Annotated in this window: 16 protein-coding genes; all 16 read right to left on the minus strand. The window is 31.9% G+C overall.

Annotated features, from left to right (window positions below):
• Positions 1-7: 7 nt before the first annotated feature.
• The gene (locus JBL43_RS18905) at positions 8-1648 is read right to left on the minus strand and encodes a pyruvate dehydrogenase complex dihydrolipoamide acetyltransferase (protein WP_198842929.1); all 1641 of its coding nucleotides are present in this window, start codon (positions 1646-1648) and stop codon (positions 8-10) included.
• A gap of 55 nt (positions 1649-1703) precedes the next feature.
• Entirely contained in the window at positions 1704-2699 is a 996-nt protein-coding gene (pdhA, locus tag JBL43_RS18910; protein ID WP_198842930.1) for a pyruvate dehydrogenase (acetyl-transferring) E1 component subunit alpha, read from the minus strand.
• Positions 2700-3027: 328 nt separating this feature from the next.
• On the minus strand, positions 3028-3966 hold the full coding sequence (locus JBL43_RS18915; protein ID WP_198842931.1) for a M28 family peptidase: 939 nt from the start codon (positions 3964-3966) through the stop codon (positions 3028-3030).
• Between the two features lie 130 nt (positions 3967-4096).
• Positions 4097-5110 (minus strand): hypothetical protein, encoded by a 1014-nt coding sequence (locus JBL43_RS18920; RefSeq protein WP_198842932.1) that lies wholly within the window; start codon positions 5108-5110, stop codon positions 4097-4099.
• Between the two features lie 36 nt (positions 5111-5146).
• Positions 5147-6127 (minus strand): 23S rRNA (adenine(1618)-N(6))-methyltransferase RlmF, encoded by a 981-nt coding sequence (gene rlmF / locus JBL43_RS18925; RefSeq protein WP_198842933.1) that lies wholly within the window; start codon positions 6125-6127, stop codon positions 5147-5149.
• A gap of 299 nt (positions 6128-6426) precedes the next feature.
• On the minus strand, positions 6427-6765 hold the full coding sequence (locus JBL43_RS18930; protein ID WP_198842934.1) for a biotin/lipoyl-containing protein: 339 nt from the start codon (positions 6763-6765) through the stop codon (positions 6427-6429).
• 7 nt (positions 6766-6772) lie between these two features.
• Entirely contained in the window at positions 6773-7396 is a 624-nt protein-coding gene (locus tag JBL43_RS18935) for a hypothetical protein (RefSeq protein WP_198842935.1), read from the minus strand.
• A gap of 36 nt (positions 7397-7432) precedes the next feature.
• Positions 7433-8548, minus strand: a complete 1116-nt coding sequence (locus JBL43_RS18940) for an aminotransferase class V-fold PLP-dependent enzyme (RefSeq protein WP_233098835.1) — start codon at positions 8546-8548, stop codon at positions 7433-7435.
• 20 nt (positions 8549-8568) lie between these two features.
• Positions 8569-9402 carry a PIG-L family deacetylase gene (locus JBL43_RS18945; protein ID WP_198842936.1) on the minus strand — a complete coding sequence of 278 codons (834 nt, stop codon included), beginning with the start codon at positions 9400-9402 and terminating at the stop codon, positions 8569-8571.
• 168 nt (positions 9403-9570) lie between these two features.
• Complete coding sequence (locus JBL43_RS18950; RefSeq protein ID WP_198842937.1) at positions 9571-9933, minus strand: bleomycin resistance protein; 363 nt, start codon at positions 9931-9933, stop codon at positions 9571-9573.
• 207 nt (positions 9934-10140) lie between these two features.
• Positions 10141-11172, minus strand: coding sequence for a polysaccharide lyase family 7 protein (locus tag JBL43_RS18955; protein WP_198842938.1), 1032 nt, complete (start codon positions 11170-11172; stop codon positions 10141-10143).
• 119 nt (positions 11173-11291) lie between these two features.
• Positions 11292-12044, minus strand: a complete 753-nt coding sequence (locus JBL43_RS18960) for a M50 family metallopeptidase (protein ID WP_198842939.1) — start codon at positions 12042-12044, stop codon at positions 11292-11294.
• 56 nt (positions 12045-12100) lie between these two features.
• Entirely contained in the window at positions 12101-13291 is a 1191-nt protein-coding gene (locus JBL43_RS18965; RefSeq protein WP_198842940.1) for an MFS transporter, read from the minus strand.
• Between the two features lie 150 nt (positions 13292-13441).
• Positions 13442-14776 (minus strand): sulfatase family protein, encoded by a 1335-nt coding sequence (locus JBL43_RS18970; protein WP_233098836.1) that lies wholly within the window; start codon positions 14774-14776, stop codon positions 13442-13444.
• 315 nt (positions 14777-15091) lie between these two features.
• A complete protein-coding gene (locus JBL43_RS18975) occupies positions 15092-16273 on the minus strand; it encodes an MFS transporter (protein ID WP_198842942.1) in 1182 nt (393 codons plus the stop codon).
• 221 nt (positions 16274-16494) lie between these two features.
• Positions 16495-17127 carry a hypothetical protein gene (locus JBL43_RS18980; RefSeq protein ID WP_198842943.1) on the minus strand — a complete coding sequence of 211 codons (633 nt, stop codon included), beginning with the start codon at positions 17125-17127 and terminating at the stop codon, positions 16495-16497.
• Positions 17128-17148: the final 21 nt, after the last annotated feature.

Below are 17148 nucleotides of genomic sequence, written 5' to 3' on the forward strand. Positions count from 1 at the left end.
TTATAAATTATACCAACATTGTAACTGGATTTTCAATAAATCCTTTTAATGTTAATAAAAATTGAGCACCAGTAGCACCGTCAACCGTTCTGTGGTCACATGCCAAGGTTAATTTCATTGTATTACCTACAACAATTTGACCTTCTTTTACAATTGGTTTTTGAACAATTGCTCCCACTGATAAAATAGCTGAATTTGGCTGATTTATAATTGAAGTAAAGTCCGTTATACCAAACATTCCTAAATTAGAAATAGTAAAAGTACTACCTTCCATTTCTTGAGGCGTTAACTTTTTATTTCTTGCTTTCCCAGCATATTCTTTTACTTTTGATCCAATTTGTTGTAAGCTTTGCTCATCGGCAAATTTTAAAACGGGAACCAATAATCCATCTTCAACCGCAACGGCTACACCAATATGTACATGATGATTTATACGCATTCTATCGTCAAACCACTGAGAATTTACTTGTGGATGTTGTTTTAGAGCTAAAGCTACAGCTTTAACAACCATATCGTTATAAGATATTTTGGTGTCAGGTACAGAATTGAATTGTTGTCTAAATGCAATCGCATTATCCATATTGAATTCTACATTCAAATAGTAATGTGGTGCTGTAAATTTAGATTCACCTAATCTACGAGCAATTACTTTACGCATTTGCGAGTTCGGTATTTCATCGAAACTTTCTTCACCGCTTGCCACAAATGGCATTGCAGATGAACCAGCTTGGCTAGGTGTAAAGTTTTCAACATCACTTCTGATGATACGTCCACCAGTACCAGAACCTTTTACTTGTGCAAGGTTAATTCCTTTTTCTTGTGCTATTTTTTTTGCCAATGGAGAAGCGAATATTCGTCCCCCAGAAGTAGAAGTGGTTACATTTGCTTCTTGAGCTGGTGCACTTACTGTTTTTTGAGCTTGTGGTGGAGCAGCTTTTACTTCTTCTTTTTTAGGAGCTGGTTTTGCTTCTTCTTTCGCTTCTGATTTTGAAAAAGCACCACCTTTTATAGCTTCTACTAATTCAGTTACATCAGTACCTTCATTACCAATTACAGCCAAAACACTATCAACAAGAGCAGTTTCTCCTTCATGAACACCTATGTACAATAATGTACCATCATAGAAACATTCAAATTCCATAGTGGCTTTATCAGTTTCTATTTCTGCTAAAATATCACCTTCTTGAACTTTGTCACCAACTTTTTTAAGCCAAGATGCAACCGTACCTTCGGTCATCGTATCACTTAAACGAGGCATGGTAACTATCTGAGCACCATCGGGAATTGCAGCATTTGAGCTGGCTTTCGCTTCTTCTTCTTTAACCTCTGATTTTTCTGTTACAGCAGCTTCATTTTGATCTTCTTTAGGAGCATCTGAATCTCCTTTAAGTAAGTCTGATATATCTTCACCTTCTTCACCTATAATCGCTAACAAAGTATCTACTTTAGAAGTTTCTCCTTCTTGGATTCCAATATATAATAAAGTACCTTCATTGAAAGATTCGAACTCCATCGTAGCTTTATCCGTTTCTATTTCAGCTAGTATATCTCCTTCTTCGATCTTATCACCTACTTTTTTTAACCATTTAGCAACAACACCTTCTTCCATAGTGTCGCTCAAACGGGGCATATTAATAATTGTTGCCATAAATTTTATTTTAAACTTTTATCTAGTAATCTATTATTTGCTTATCTTTTGTATACTATAATTTGTGTTTTACAAAAGGGTAATCTTCTTGTTCGTAAACCATATCATACAATGCTTGTTTATCTGGATATGGAGATTCTTCAGCAAATTTTTCACATTCTGCTACTTTATCTTTTACTGCTTTGTTCCATGCTTTTATTTCATCATCAGTTGCATATTTTTCCTTTTTTATTACATCTAAAACTTGAGTAATAGGATCTATTTTTTTATACTCTGCCACTTCATCTTTCGTTCTATAATGCTGAGCATCACTCATAGAATGTCCTCTATATCTGTATGTTTTAACTTCCAAGAAGTATGGTCCATCCTTTCTAGCATGTTCAATAGCTTCATACATCGCTTCAGCAACTTTAACGGGATTCATCCCATCAACTGGCTTGCTTGGCATATCATATCCTAAGCCTAACTTCCAAATATCTTCATGATTTGCAGTACGTTTTACGGATGTACCCATGGCATAACCGTTATTCTCTACTACAAAAACTACAGGAAGCTTCCATAACATGGCCATATTAAAGGTTTCATGTAAAGAACCTTGTCTTGCAGCACCATCACCAAAACATGTTAGCGTAACAGCATCGTTTCCTTTGTACTTATCACCAAAAGCAATACCTGCACCTAATGGAATTTGACCACCAACAATACCATGACCTCCATAAAAACGATGTTCTTTAGAAAAAATATGCATAGAACCACCCATACCATGAGAAGTTCCAGTTTCTTTACCGTATAGCTCAGCCATAACTCTTCTAGGATCTACACCCATTCCGATAGGTTGTACGTGATTACGGTAAGCAGTAATCATCTTATCTTTTGTTAAGTCCATAGCGTGTAAGGCACCTGCCAATACAGCTTCTTGACCATTATAGAGGTGTAAAAAACCTCGAACTTTTTGCTGAATATAAACAGCTGCTAATTTATCTTCAAACTTTCGCCAAAAAAGCATGTCTTTGTACCAATTGATGTAGGTCTCTTTAGTTATTTCCTTCATGTTGTTTTAAAGTAATAGTTACAAACGTAGTTACAAAAATACTACTTTAGATGTAGTTCTAAAAGAAACATTTGATTTTTGTTATATTTCTTTTATTCAGAACTGTAATGAAAGGTAATTATTATATTTTTCACAAAAAATGACACATTTTATATGTGATTAATGAAGTATTCTTATGCTTAAATAGTCAACATATTAATCATTTGATTAATTTTTAGCTCCAAATGATTCGTAAAAGAGGATTTTATAGCTATTTCAAAGTGATTGTGTTTAAATTATTGATCAATAATTATCATTTGTACCAACAATAACAATGGTAATACCTGATTTATTTTAGTGATTGTATTGTTAGGTAGAGTTGTTCAATTACCAATGCCATTTTATGAAGATTTAAGGTTGATAATAAGTCTCCTTTTTTATGATAATTTTTATTTCGGTAAAATGCAGTATTTGTGATCATTACAGCATCATAATTTAGATTCCAATAGTTCAGGTGATCTGAAAAATCAACACCAGGCAACATGGAATTTCCTTTTAATGATTCTGTTTTTATTATTTTTTTTGATTTAAATAATTGATTGAATTCATTGCTAAATTCACCACTGTTTTTATGTTGAACAACGGTTATATAATCTGCCTTGTTACCATAAATTAAGCTCATTCCAGGGATAGGATATTCTTGTGAGTTGGGCTGGTCATTGTAGTACCCTATCATTTCTAGACAAATCATTCCTTTAACAGGAATCTTATTTTCATTTAGATAATGAGCGTGAATGGCACTGCCCATTTGTGCGGTTCTAAAAAAAGGTGGCTCTTCTAAAGTATAGGCGACAAAATCGATACGGTAGTTTAATTTTTCTTTTGATAATAATCTTGCCAATTCTAAAATACCAGCAACACCACTGGCATTATCATCTGCTCCAGTATGGTTGCCATATACATCGTAATGAGCACCTATTATAATCCGTTCTTTATTTTCAATACCTATGGAACCTATTACGTTTTTATAGGTTTTGTTTTCAACATCAAAATTTTGAAAAGCGGTAGTGTCACAGACTTTTATAAATTCAGATTTTATATAATTAGCAACACTATCTAATGTTGTTATATTTTTGTAGTTCCTTGGTTTTTGAGTATTGGTGATGTTTACTAAATCATTGAGAACACGCACTGTATCTGTAAATTGTAATGTAGTTTTAGTATTGTTTTGAGAATGGGTACAGCTCACAAAAGTGGCCAATAATATTATAAAGCAAAGGTTTCTCATAGTTAAAATTTTACATAAAACTATTTGAAATTACAATATCAAAAAACTAATAATTAGCGAATGATCATTTGAAGTGTGTAAAACCTATATATGAATTAGGGAGCTTATTTTTATAACTTTTAAGAAAGGGTTACTCTTTGCTCTTAAGAATGTAAATTCCATTTTCTTTATATGCTCTTTTCGATCTGCCATTACCTCTCAATTCAATAAAAGCAATTTTTTTCGGGTTTTCAAATTCCTTTTTGGGATAAAACAATTCGATATCAGGGAAGTAGGAGCCGAAAGTACCTGATTTAAATGTATATGCTTTAAAGTTTAAAATTTCATCAAAATGAGTAAGACTAAAATAACCTGTACCATTCCATCCAGATCTACTCGTGTTATTGATGTCAAAGAATGAGCTGTGTTCAGGTGATTTTCCTACAAATTTTTCTAAATATATAGGTTCGTTTTTATCTTTCCATTTTTGCCATGGGGCAATTTTGTTTGCTAAGACAATCAGTGAATCTAAACTTTTTTCCTCTTGTTTATAAAACTTAAACGGGTTCATATAGAAATCATCAAAACCCTTTGCGGACTTAAAGACTATCCAATTATCATTAATATTTACATAACAATTTATGTAATCGTCATCATAATCATTACCATAAATAATAATATCAGACTTCGCTATATATTCGTGAAATACATTGGCTTCAATACTATCATAATTTATAATTTGATGATATTCTTGTTTTGCTTTATTACCAGAATAAATCCAATCCATGTAATAATCTTTTTCAAAATTATATCCTAATTTATTGATGTAATCTCTAAAATTCAGACTGTCGCCTACCTTTCCATCTTTATTAACTTTCCATAAGGTTTTCCAACCTGCGTTATTTCTATCATAATCAGAGTCATAAATTGTTAAAATATATTCTTGGGTTGCAGTGTTATAGGTAATAGGGCCATCTAAATTACCATCAATAATTTTATTTATTTGATAGCTTTCTGATGTAACAGTATGATCGGATAAATAGTTGTAATCTGCATACAAGCCGAATAAAGAGACACGATCAACTAAATATCTAACAGGGCCAATGTTGCTGTATGTAAGGTATAGGGCAAGTAGAACCCCTAAAATTTTTAAGGACTTTTTCATATTGATTTTATCCGTGGAGTATTTTTTTAGATTAAATTACTTTTTAGAAGGTTTTTTATCTGCCCATCTGGTCAATTTCCATTCTTTTTGTTCTAATTTAGAAAGAAAGGTCCAAGCTACAATACGGCTCGATTTATTACCTGTGCCCATGGCGATGGTTTTAACATCTACAGCGTTGTATTTATCTAATGTTTTGTAAATTCCATTGAGATTAGATTGTTTAGATACTAAGGTTGAAAACCAATAACAGTTTTTAGCAAATTTTTCACTTTCACGCACCATATTTGTGATAAATTTTGATTCGCCACCGTCACAAACCAACTCATTATAAATTCCAGCAAAATTGAGTTCTGGTGTTTTTACTTTTTTACCAGATAAATTTTGAACCTTTCGTTTTGTGCCTCTTTGAGCATCTTCAATAGAAGCATGAAAAGGAGGATTACATACTGTGATGTCCACCTTATCTTCTCTGGTAAGAATTCCGTAAAAAATATCTTTAGTATTTTCTTGTAACCTAAAAGTAATTTTATCTTTTAAAGATGGGTTAGAATCAACAATCTGCTGAGAAGATTGTATGGAATTTGGATTAATATCAGACCCAATAAAATTCCATCCGTATTCTGTCACTCCTAATATAGGATAAATACAACTGGCACCAACACCAACATCTAAACAGGTAATTTTGTTTCCTGTTGGGATTTTTCCAAAATTATGTTCACGCAACAAATCAGCCATATGATGGATATAATCTGCCCTTCCAGGAATGGGTGGACATAAATTTTCATCTGGGAAATCCCAATTTTTAATTCCGTAATAATGATGTAACAACCCTTTGTTTAAGATTTTTACAGCTTCGGGATTTGAAAAATCAACAGAATCATCGCCATATTTATTTGGTTTTACATGCATTGCCAATTCAGGATTTGACTGCACCAATGCACTTAAGTCATAACGTTCTCTGTTTTTATTTCGAGGATGCAAACTAGATTTTATAGGACTTGGTTTTTTAGACGACATGTAATTACTGTATTGTTGATATTAAAATATAGGTAAAATATAATTTCAATTTGGTAAATATCTTACTTCTTTCATTAATTACTAAGATTTGTGCTCTTTTTCTGTATAAATAGTTTAGATTTTTTTAAGTAAGAATTCATATCTGTTTTAATTAAAAACCTAAAATACTAGCATATAACTTTCTTTAAACAGCGATAAATGTAAATTTTTTAGCATTGTTAAGGTCTTTCGCGGACTTTTAGTCTCTACAAATCAAATAATAGGAGGGAAGTTTTAAAGACAATAACCACAATTTTGGTCTATAGTTGGTTAATCCCTTCTACCTTAAAAAGTTCAGTTCCCTTATTTAGTTTCGTATTTAAAGGACACATTGATATTATTTTTCCATTAAACATACTCTCAAACTCCATAAGTATCATGTCATTAGAAAGATCACATATAATATCTCCTGGCTTAACAACATCTCCTAGTTTAATATTCCATTTAGTCAGCACTAAATTTTTTTGATTCTCTAATTCTGGGGCAAAAACAGATTCAACCTGACCTTTTTCAAGTTTGGATTCATAAGGTACGTGTTGATTTGTTTTATTCGGTTTTTTAGTTGATGAAAATAGTTTTTGAAACAAGGATTTAATCATAATTAAATTATTTTTTAAATTTTGAATTGACCCAAGCATCAAGCATTTCTTTTTTATCAGCTTCGTTATTATAATTTATGTTTACACCAAAGTCAAACCCATTAATTAATCGGTTATACATTTGTTGTTTAATAATTTCTTCACCATCTGGGCCATAAATAATAAATTCATACGTTTGAAAATCAAGCCCATCAATGTTAACTACCGTTGTTGCTGACGTATCTGTTTTCATGTCTTGATCAGTGTACGTATCATACATTAATTTTTTTAAGAGTATGTTATTCTCTTTCCATTCGCCAGGATATTCAATTTCGAAAGGCTCTGAAGTCGATTGAAAACTGTTAAATGGGTTTTTTTGAAAACCGATTAAATTTTTAAGACCAGAGATATTAATGTTATCGCCTATTTGATTTTCTAAAATCTCTTTTCCTTTATTTGTATGACTTTGACTCTGTTGTTTTGTAGTCACCTTCCAATCATTTGGTATGGTAATGGTCCATCCAATTTCTTTACTATTGTAAACATTACTATTTACACTACCCTCGTCTACAGCTTCATTTGAATTCACTTTTTTACAAGAGGTAATTAAGAGTATAATAATTAAAAGTGCTTTTGTATATCTTATTATCATAAGTGTATTTTGTTTTGAGATGTAAGGTTTAAAAAATTAATAGGAGACTAAACTTAAAAAATTTTTAATTTCTGTTTTTGTATTAAAAAAGTTAGGACTTACTCTTATATTCTTAGCTTGTAAAGTTACTAGAACATTTTCGATTTTGAGTTTTTTGAATAGTATTTTAGTAGTATCTAAAGAACCGGTACTAAAATGCACAATTGCAGTTCTTTCATCTCGTTTTTTTGTAGGTGTCACAATTTCAAATCCTTTTTCACGGAGTCCTTCAATAAGAAGGTCTGTATTTTCTAAGGCTTTCTCATATATAGTATTGATACCAATATCTAGCAATAATTGAAGGCCTGCAGACCAAGCATCAAAGAGTGCATACGCAATGGTACCGGTCTCAAACTTTCTAGAATCTTCATGATAAGAAAGTCTATCAAAATATGTGTCAGCGGCATACATTCCTGGTAAAACGGGGGTGATTTTATGTATAACTCGTTTACTAACATATAAGAAACCTGTTCCGTGCATGCCTAATAGCCATTTAAATCCGCAACCTGCCATAACATCTATTTGATATTTTTCTACATCAATGGGAATCATTCCCGCAGCTTGTGCCGCGTCTACTACAAATAGAGCACCGTTCTTATGTGCAATGTTACCAATTGCAGCAAGGTCGGGTCTGAAACCACTGTTAAAACGAACAGCTGCAATGGCAATAATTTGGGTGTTGTTATCTACTAATTTTTCGATGGATTTAGGGTCAATACTATTATCGGCATTAGTTTTGGCAAATCTAATTTCAACACCTTTCTCTTTTAGTTGTAACCAAGGAAAAATGTTATTCCAATGTTCATATTCTGGGATAACAATATTATCACCTTTTTTTAAGTCAACACCTTGTGCTACTATCCCTAAACCAACACCAGTACTTGTTACCAATGCATATTCTTCTGGAGCACCACCCAATAATTTTGAAAGCAACCTACGTATGTAATTGCGGTCAAATGCTTTTTTACCAACAGGGTTTAATTCTGTTTTTAAATGCTTTTGAAGTCTGTCGTATACCAACGTATTTAAAGGTGCTTGTGAAGCACTATTCAGATAAATAGCGTCTTTAGTAATGGGAAATAGTGATCGAATTTCTTCTATATTCATAGGCATAGGCCTTCTCTTAGTTTTATTTAGTATTCAAAAACATCATGCTTTATGTTGTCTGAACCATTCCATGGACGGAAATAGAGTATGCGTTCTTTTTGGCCTATTAAGGTAAACAATTCATCCATAACTTCCGTAGTATATTGAGATTTACAGCAACCTAATGCCTCTCTTCCTACCTTATAATCATCTTCTGAATAAGGTATTCTATAGGTTAAGAATTTCTTATCTGTAGTTTTAAGACTTTCTTTAAACCAACTTGCCATATTCGTTTTTAATTTTGGAGCCACCTCTAAGTCTTCTTTTAAAACACCTACATAAAGTAGTTGTTTTGTAGATTTCGATTGATTTTTCTGAAAAACTTCCGTGACAATATTGCTGACAATACGATGATCTGGATGCCCATAATAACCGCCCGGTCCAAAACTCATAACAACATCTGGTTTGTATTTTGTAAATAGACTATCAATTTTATCATCAAGTGAAAAAAGATTTTCCATTTGAGCTAATTCACCATCCGTATAATTCAATAAAATGGGAGGGTTTATACCTAAGGTTTTTGTAGTGCATAACGCTTCTTGAGCACGCACTTTAGCAAGTGAATCTCCAGCAGGGATATTAGCGTGTGGCGATATTCCATTAGACCCGTCAGTTGCCAATACTAAATAAATGTTTACACCTTCTTTAGCATATTTCGAGAGGATGGGGGAGATGGTACTTTCATCATCTGAATGAGCAAAAATAGCCATTATGGTTTTATCATTATGAGATGTGCGTTCAATTTCTTTTTGTGTGGTAGTACCTTTATTACAGGAGATTAGTAGTAGTGTAAGACAGGTAATGGTAAGTATTTTTTTCATGGTGTAGACTTTTAGTTTCTAAACTATTAATTGAAGTTATAAGGGGAGTAAGGATTGCACTATGTTTTAAGGAACGAATTTAACAATTACTTATCGAATAAGGAATCTTTTTGGTATTTATAGTATCATTAAAACTAGTAATAAATGACATGTAACTGGAGTCTACTTTTATAATTCTATATTTTGCCCAAAAGTCAATAAATTATGATCATGGTCGAGTACGGAAAACTCTTTTTGTCCCCAAGGTTTAATTTCTAAGGGTCCATTAGGGTGAATAGTCGTTTTAGAATCTAATATTGAGTGGTATAAGCGGTCAATATCATCTGTTCTAATGTAAACTTGACCATAATTTTCTTTAGGATTAAGTTCTTTAAATAGAAAGAAATGAATTTGAATTTGATCTTTTTCTAGCATTAGATATTCCTCAAAGTCAGCAGTGCCAACAATTTTAAATCCCAACTTATGGGTATAGAAATCTCGCGTCACATTTTTGTCACGCATCGGTAATTTCGGATTAATGTCTTTTAGCATGATAACGAATGAGCTGTGTTTAATTAATTAAAAGTTTCAATTTGTCGTTTATTTATACATCGAATTTAATATTTTTTGAACCATAACAATCTATCAATTTAAACTGGAGATTTCTGATAATGTGCATTTCCGGCACTTTTATTCATTTCTTCTCTTCAGCTTTTGTGTCTCTATTTTACACGATCAGATATTTTGCGAAAATTACTTTTAATTTGGTGCTTTTCCAGAACCCAAAGTTCCGTCTCTAAACCACACTTCTGTATAGCTTCCATTTGCATATTGTTTTTCTATATCACCGTTATAGGTTTCTGATTTGGTACTCTTCCCGTTAGCCTGATTGTAAGCTCCTTGTTTAAAATACTGCATTTCACCAGCATAAGCATTTTTACGTTCCGTGCCATCACGACCTCTTGAACCATATAATGTCAATACTTGTTGAGGGATATCTGAATATACAGCGAATTCTGATTTCAACAAGTTTTTTGTGAATTTTACAGTCTCATGTCCTTCACTCGTAAAAGTGAGATACATTATACCGTTGTGGACGTTTATTTCATAGCTAAATTCCTCACCTAATTGAATACCATTTTTGGGCTCATCAGGGTATGATGTGAAATCTGATCCAATAACGGACATATCATCTCCCCAAACAGCGGTTGAATAATCCCATCTTTTTGAATTGTCACCTTCTGTGTTAATTTCATAGTTCCAAAAAACGGATCCTTTGGTGTGACCAGGGAATTTTTTATAATAAATTTTTAAAGGTTCATTTTCGTGACCTTCGTCACTATGAATCTGTCCAACTACTACCGCGTATGAAGAGGGAACTCTCGCATCACCAGTGGTTGAAACGTGCATCACTTTTAAACTACCTGTTAATTTACCGCCTGTTTCGGGTATCCAATGTTGTAATTGACCTAATTCTGTTCTTGTATTACTTGAAGTTCTTGAGGTGACACCCGAATTTGGTGTTTTATAGACTACCCAATCCGTCGTGCCATCGTTTGAAACATAAAAGAAATTTTTATGCTCATAATTTGTTAATTTTTCAGATCGTGTGCCATCACCTAATAGAATACTCCATTTGTTCATAAACGGAATAACATCACTTGGGTAAGTAGTTGTTTTGGTATCTTTATCTACAGACTTTTTAGTAGCGTTAACACAACTATTCAGTAATAGAACCAGGCCAACCATTAAAAATAGTTGCAATGGTGATTTTAAATTTTTTGTATTCATTTTGTTAATTTTGTATGTGAGCTAACGCTACTAGAATAATTATAGTTCTCAAATAGATACCGAAAACAAAGTCCGTGAGTGGCATTGTTACGGTGTTCTTAACAGGCATAAATTAGTATTTAATTTTGCACACTGCTTTGCTTAGTTATTTTTTTCAAATGTATGTTTGTGGTCTTTACTAAAGATTTTGGCATTGTTTTAGAGATTTCATCAAATTCATTTTGTGTTTCTAAATCAAAATGTCCATTGGTTTCAAATTGATAAGTTAACTTAGAGAAAAGGCCAAAAAATTTATAGTGTTCATCGGCTATAATGGTTTCAATATCATTCGGGTTTACATTCATATAAGAATCATCTTTTGCATAATTTCCTAAAATGCGTAAAACTGCTAATTCCACATCTCTTTCAGGTCCTTCAGAAGTTAAACGTTGATAACGTTTTCTATCGGTAAAAAAGAGACCTGTTTTACTTGGTATTGTAGTAACTAAAAATATTCCTATAGAGGCAAGTGCTCCAATTAATATAATTTTTGAGAATTGAAAATTTAAAGAGAAGTATAAGGCACCTAAAATTACTGCAAGTATAATTGAAGCAATTGGGCCTGCTAGACAGATGTTTGCAAGTATTTTACTATTTTTTGGGTTGTCATTTCTAGGTATGGTAGCTGCAAGCCCTCCGTAATGAGCAATGTTTTTATTAAGATAAACTTTAATTCTATTGTTCTCTCTTTTAATTCCTAAAGGGCCAACTACAAAAAGTTCAAATCTGAATCCTTGAATTAACCCTGTAATTAAATGGCCCAATTCATGCACCCCAAGTACAACGAAAAGCATAATTATAATACTAGACATTTCAATAATTTTTATTACCATTAATTATATTTTTTTAATTGTGCAGAACGTTGTGCCCATCTGTGTTTTATTGCAGATTAAGCTTCGCTCGGTTCAGTGGTGTTTTTCTTTTCGTATAATGCGATCAACCCTAAAATAGGTCCAATAGCTAACAAGGTATAAATATACGTTGGATTCATTAAATCTTGTAAAAAATTCAGAAGTTGTATACTCATTATTGTAATTGAAAAACCAATACTATTTACAATAGTTAGAGCGGTACCTTTTATTTCAGCGGATACATTTTGAGCCACAAGTGTTGAGAAAAGTGGAGAGTCTGCAATTACAACCATTCCCCAAAAAAGAAGAAAAGCAATAAACAAACTTTCTGATGCTGACATAAAAAGTAAGGGTGTAACCAGACAGCAAGCACATGATAAAATTAATGATAGGCTGGCTATTCGTTTAGTTCCTGCTATTTCCACTAGATATCCACCAATCACACAAGCTAAGCCGCCTATCGCAATAATGGAGAATGACAATAACGGAATGTTGAATTCTACTTCTGGATGTTGAATGGTATAGGTTTTTAGTATAATAGGTATAAAAGTCCAAAAGGCATACAGCTCCCACATGTGACCAAAATAACCAAAGGATACCGAACGAAATTTTCGATTTTGAAATACATCAAAACATGCGGAAAGGTCCATTTTATTTGCAGCTTTGCGGTAAGGACCATCAGGAACCAGTATCAACATTAATAAACCACCAATTACAGCAAGAAATGAAGTTAATAGAATAACAGATTTCCAAGGAAATGTACCTGTCATTTCCTTTGCTAAATGTGGAAATGCAGTGCCAAGGACTAAGGCACCGACTAAAAAACTAAGAGACTTTCCCAATCCTTTTTCATAATAATCTGTGGCTATTTTCATTCCAACCGGATATATACCGGCTAGAAAAAAACCGGTAACAAAACGAAGTGAAAGTATACTAGTTAGACTGTTTCCATCCCATATGACCCCAGCATTAAATAAGGAGCCGAGAAATGCACAGGTGAAAAATACTTTAGAGGGAGAAAACCGATCTGCAATAGTGAAAATGGCAAAGACCAGCGTACCCAAAATAAATCCGAATTGTACGGCTGACGTTAAGTGACCCAAAGCACTAGCTTCAAGGTTGAAATTCACTATTAGATCGCTCATTACCCCGTTACCGGCAAACCAAAGCGATGTACAGCAGAACTGAGAAATTACAATTATTGGAAGTATGAACTTAGATTGTTTCAAAAATAGTTTTAATCAATGATTGGGCTAATATAAGAAGCTCGCGTAAATATACACGTTGCTTAGATCTACATTTTAGAAATAATGAACGCATTTGTTCTACATTCTTAGATTCATTCCAACGCCATTTTCCACTTAGGAATAGGCAGGTTACTACTTTTTTACTAATTCTTGAGATTTTTTTCTCATCCGATGTAAAACTTCAGTATAATTAGGGTCGTTTTTTAAATTTATAAGTTGGTTTGGGTCTTTTTGTAAATCATGCAAATACTCATATTGCGGATTTTGTTCATAATAATTGGCATAGACATATCGTTTTTCATGGACTCCAACATATTTAGGAATTTTTTCATTTTCCATTCTGTGCTCAATTAAAAAATCATCTCGCCAATTGGTAATGTCTTCATTGTTTAAAATAGGGAGTAGGCTATTTCCTTGATATGATTGAGGTACAGTAACACCTGCTATGTCAAGAATAGTTGCCGTAATGTCAATATTAAGAGCTGTTTTATCTGTTGTTTGTCCAACATTTTCAGAAGGCATTCGAGGATCATAAATGATTAAAGGCACTCTTAGAGATTCATCATAATGAGACCATTTACCGGCAAAACCTCTATTGCCCATATAATAACCATTATCTGAAGAATAAATAATTATAGTATTTTTATCTAAGCCTTTTGCTTTTAGCGATGCAATTACTCTTTTCATAACGTTATCATATCCACTAATCATACGGTAGTACGCTTTCATGTTTGTTTGGTATTTCTCTTCAGTGTTCCACCTCCAAAAATACCGTTCTCTATTTAATGAATTTTTTAAAAAATCGGGATGGTTTTCATATATCTTAGGATCATTCAATAGTGGCTCTGGAATTACTACATTTTCATACATGTTAGCAACGGACTGAGGATACGGATAATGTCCTTTATTTCCAGGAGATAAATTGGCATCTACAGCATGCACTGCATTAAAGCTTATAGAAAGACAAAAAGGATTTTCAGAATTCTGATTATTAATAAATTCAACAGCATCATCTCCGCGAATTTCAGCAGAATGCCGTAAGGTGCCATCAGCAAGTTTTTTAAAAAAAGGTGCGTTTTTACCTGAAGGCTTAAAAAAGTCAAACATTTCAGAAATCAAGCTATCTTTCATTTCAATATTTACTCCAAATTTCCCTGTAAAACCAGTTGTATATCCTGATTTTTTAAGTAACAAGGGATATGAATTAGCGACAAATACTTTTTTAAGTGGTTTTTTTCCAAAAGTATACACGTGCTTGTATTCATATAATCCGGTAAAAATAGTAGCTCGACTCGCTGCACAAATAGCAGAGGTAACAAATGCATTTGTAAAACGAATTCCATTCTTGGCAAGGTTATCAATTGTTGGTGTTTTTACAATAGGATGACCGGCAATGGACATAACATCATTACGTTGATCATCAACTAGGATAAATAAAATATTAGGTCTAGCTACCTCATGCTTCATCTCATTTTTACATTGACTAAATAAGAGGGCAATTACTGAATAAAAAAATATTTTCAATTTGGTTTTCATTTATTTTACTATTATGCTCTATAAGTAAATATATTAATTTGTTTTTATCAATTCAACATGTATTGTGATAAAAATGTAGTTTGTAAAGTTGGTTTTAATTGCGGTTTCAAATAAGTTAAGAAAGCAAAGTTTTGCAATAGCAACATCTAGATTACCGTATGATGAAGCCTATAGAAGTACTTTAGTGAAAAATTAATGAGTTTTTACTTGTTTTTTACTACAGTACTTTGTTGTGGCACGTTATTGTTATTCATCTCTATATTTTAATTCAGGTAAATCTTTTGAAAATTCGTCATATTTCTTGTCGTTCATTACACTATCTCTTACTTTTTGTAACTGTTCAATTATTTGTTTTGGAACGTTGTATTTGATTCCAAAACTTTTCCTTATTTCAGTATCACTATGCTTGTCATATTCTTTCCAGTCAATTTCTGGCGTGTTAATAAGGTCAATTTGTTCCTTTAAGATTTCTATAAGTTCCTTTGATTCATTCGAGTTGCTCTCGTAAAATTTAAGTTGTCTTAAAATATCTTTTGGTAAAGCATAGTTCCAATTATCAATTGAATTTTTTCTAAAATATCTACCATTTTCCTTAAAGTTTTTAATCACTATTTTTTGAAGAATAATTGTATCTAACGATATTTTATGGTCTTTTGAAAATGCTGATTTCAAATCAATTACTTGTTTTCTTGAACTTTCAGTATGCCATTTTTTCAACGTATTTATTGTGTTTTCTTGAAATTCAATTCCGTATTCAGACTTGGCTTTATTTATTTGATTATCAATGTAATTATAATCCGATTCAAATTTTTTGTAATAAGCATTATTAAGAATTTCTGGACTAATTGATGTTGTAGTTTTTAATATAAAGGTTATTGCTATACAAATTAATAATGAAAAGAATATCCATTTTGTAGAACGATAAATTAGTCTAACTATAAACCAGTTTTGAGCAAAAACTACAATTGGAATTAAAACAAATAATAGCCAATATTCTTCAAATAAATTCAATTGATTATCATAACCAGGTGTTCCATATAAAACAAAAGGAAGAACTGAACCAAATCGAGCAATCATCATTAAAATAAGCCAAAAAGTAAAGAGAATATTCGTCCGTGATAATTGTTTGTAAATTTTGTCTTTTTTCCTTTTATGATTATTATTTGTCATCCAAATAGAAATAGTAATAGAAAGACCTAAAACTGTCGCAAGTGATGAAAAGAAGTAATTATAAAACTGTAATTCAGGTTTTTCTAAAATGAGTAAGTCAGCAGATAAAGTTGTTAAAAATCGAAATAATTCTCGAAAATAATTAAATGTTAGCGAAATCATAATCGCAGAAAATAAACCTGAAACTATGCCAATCCAAAACCTTTGTTTCCCTATATTTTGAATAGATATTTTTTCTTTCCTAAATTTTATTGTCATTTACGGATTTTGTTTTAATGTGCCATAACGCCCAGTATAAGAAAAGTAGGACTTTTAATATTCTCTGACCTTCGATTTATCTCAAGCCAAAGCTTTTGTATTTTGTAATTATTTTTCTTTTTAATTGCCAAATTAAAAGATTTGGCGGACTTGGTTTAAAGCTCTAAACTTTGGTTTAAGCATCAAAAGCCGTATTAATTATAGCCATTGTTCTACAGAGGCTATTTTTCAGCATTATTGGTTAATTGTTTACAGCTAGTGTTATATTTTTCAATTATTTCATAGATACTGGTATCAACACTACTTTCTTTTAAAATATTTTCAAGTAAATCTGGGCATTCCGAAAATATATTTTCTGTGCTTTTCAATAAATGTTCATTTCCAAAATAGCTTGAACCAATATGAACTGCTTTAGGTTCAGTTTCTTTTCTAAGAAAATAATGTATTATAGAATCTGTGGTACCTCCGAAAGTCAATCCCGTTCCGCCGAGTTGTTGAGTGAAATATGCGATCCGTTTAATATCTCCTTTAACATACAAATTAACACTACCACTTTCAAATAGCCCGATAACTGAAGGTGTTTTTGCTTTTCCATTTTTCTTAGTAATAGGAAAAAGTTTATAGCTAATAATGGTGTCTTTAATTTTTACGTCAGCTTTATTCAGGTTGTTAAAACTAATTGTTTTGTAACCGCCTTTTTTATCTTTTTTAAATTTAATAAATTCTGCACCTTTTAATCTTCCATAACCTGAAATTGTATCTCCATTTTTAAAATAAAGTACTGTGTCGCCTTTTTGTGCATTTATTGATTTAGTTATTAGAAATAAAAACATCAAAAAAATTATTCTAATCATTGTTAATATTATTTGAATTTT

The sequence above is a fragment of the Aureibaculum flavum genome (assembly GCF_016406085.1).
GTDB classification, from domain to species: domain Bacteria; phylum Bacteroidota; class Bacteroidia; order Flavobacteriales; family Flavobacteriaceae; genus Aureibaculum; species Aureibaculum flavum.

Excerpts from the sequence above, each read along its gene's own strand:
- rlmF (WP_198842933.1), bottom strand. The coding sequence starts at position 6,127 with ATGTCGTCTAAAAAACCAAGTCCTATAAAATCTAGTTTGCATCCTCGA.
- JBL43_RS18950 (WP_198842937.1), bottom strand. The coding sequence starts at position 9,933 with ATGCTAAAAGACATTAATCCGAAATTACCGATGCGTGACAAAAATGTG.
- JBL43_RS18955 (WP_198842938.1), bottom strand. The coding sequence starts at position 11,172 with ATGAATACAAAAAATTTAAAATCACCATTGCAACTATTTTTAATGGTT.
- JBL43_RS18945 (WP_198842936.1), bottom strand. The coding sequence starts at position 9,402 with ATGAAAAAAATACTTACCATTACCTGTCTTACACTACTACTAATCTCC.
- JBL43_RS18905 (WP_198842929.1), bottom strand. The coding sequence starts at position 1,648 with ATGGCAACAATTATTAATATGCCCCGTTTGAGCGACACTATGGAAGAA.
- JBL43_RS18980 (WP_198842943.1), bottom strand. The coding sequence starts at position 17,127 with ATGATTAGAATAATTTTTTTGATGTTTTTATTTCTAATAACTAAATCA.
- JBL43_RS18940 (WP_233098835.1), bottom strand. The coding sequence starts at position 8,548 with ATGCCTATGAATATAGAAGAAATTCGATCACTATTTCCCATTACTAAA.
- pdhA (WP_198842930.1), bottom strand. The coding sequence starts at position 2,699 with ATGAAGGAAATAACTAAAGAGACCTACATCAATTGGTACAAAGACATG.
- JBL43_RS18970 (WP_233098836.1), bottom strand. The coding sequence starts at position 14,776 with ATGAAGCATGAGGTAGCTAGACCTAATATTTTATTTATCCTAGTTGAT.
- JBL43_RS18915 (WP_198842931.1), bottom strand. The coding sequence starts at position 3,966 with ATGAGAAACCTTTGCTTTATAATATTATTGGCCACTTTTGTGAGCTGT.
- JBL43_RS18935 (WP_198842935.1), bottom strand. The coding sequence starts at position 7,396 with ATGATAATAAGATATACAAAAGCACTTTTAATTATTATACTCTTAATT.
- JBL43_RS18975 (WP_198842942.1), bottom strand. The coding sequence starts at position 16,273 with ATGACAATAAAATTTAGGAAAGAAAAAATATCTATTCAAAATATAGGG.
- JBL43_RS18930 (WP_198842934.1), bottom strand. The coding sequence starts at position 6,765 with ATGATTAAATCCTTGTTTCAAAAACTATTTTCATCAACTAAAAAACCG.
- JBL43_RS18960 (WP_198842939.1), bottom strand. The coding sequence starts at position 12,044 with ATGGTAATAAAAATTATTGAAATGTCTAGTATTATAATTATGCTTTTC.
- JBL43_RS18920 (WP_198842932.1), bottom strand. The coding sequence starts at position 5,110 with ATGAAAAAGTCCTTAAAAATTTTAGGGGTTCTACTTGCCCTATACCTT.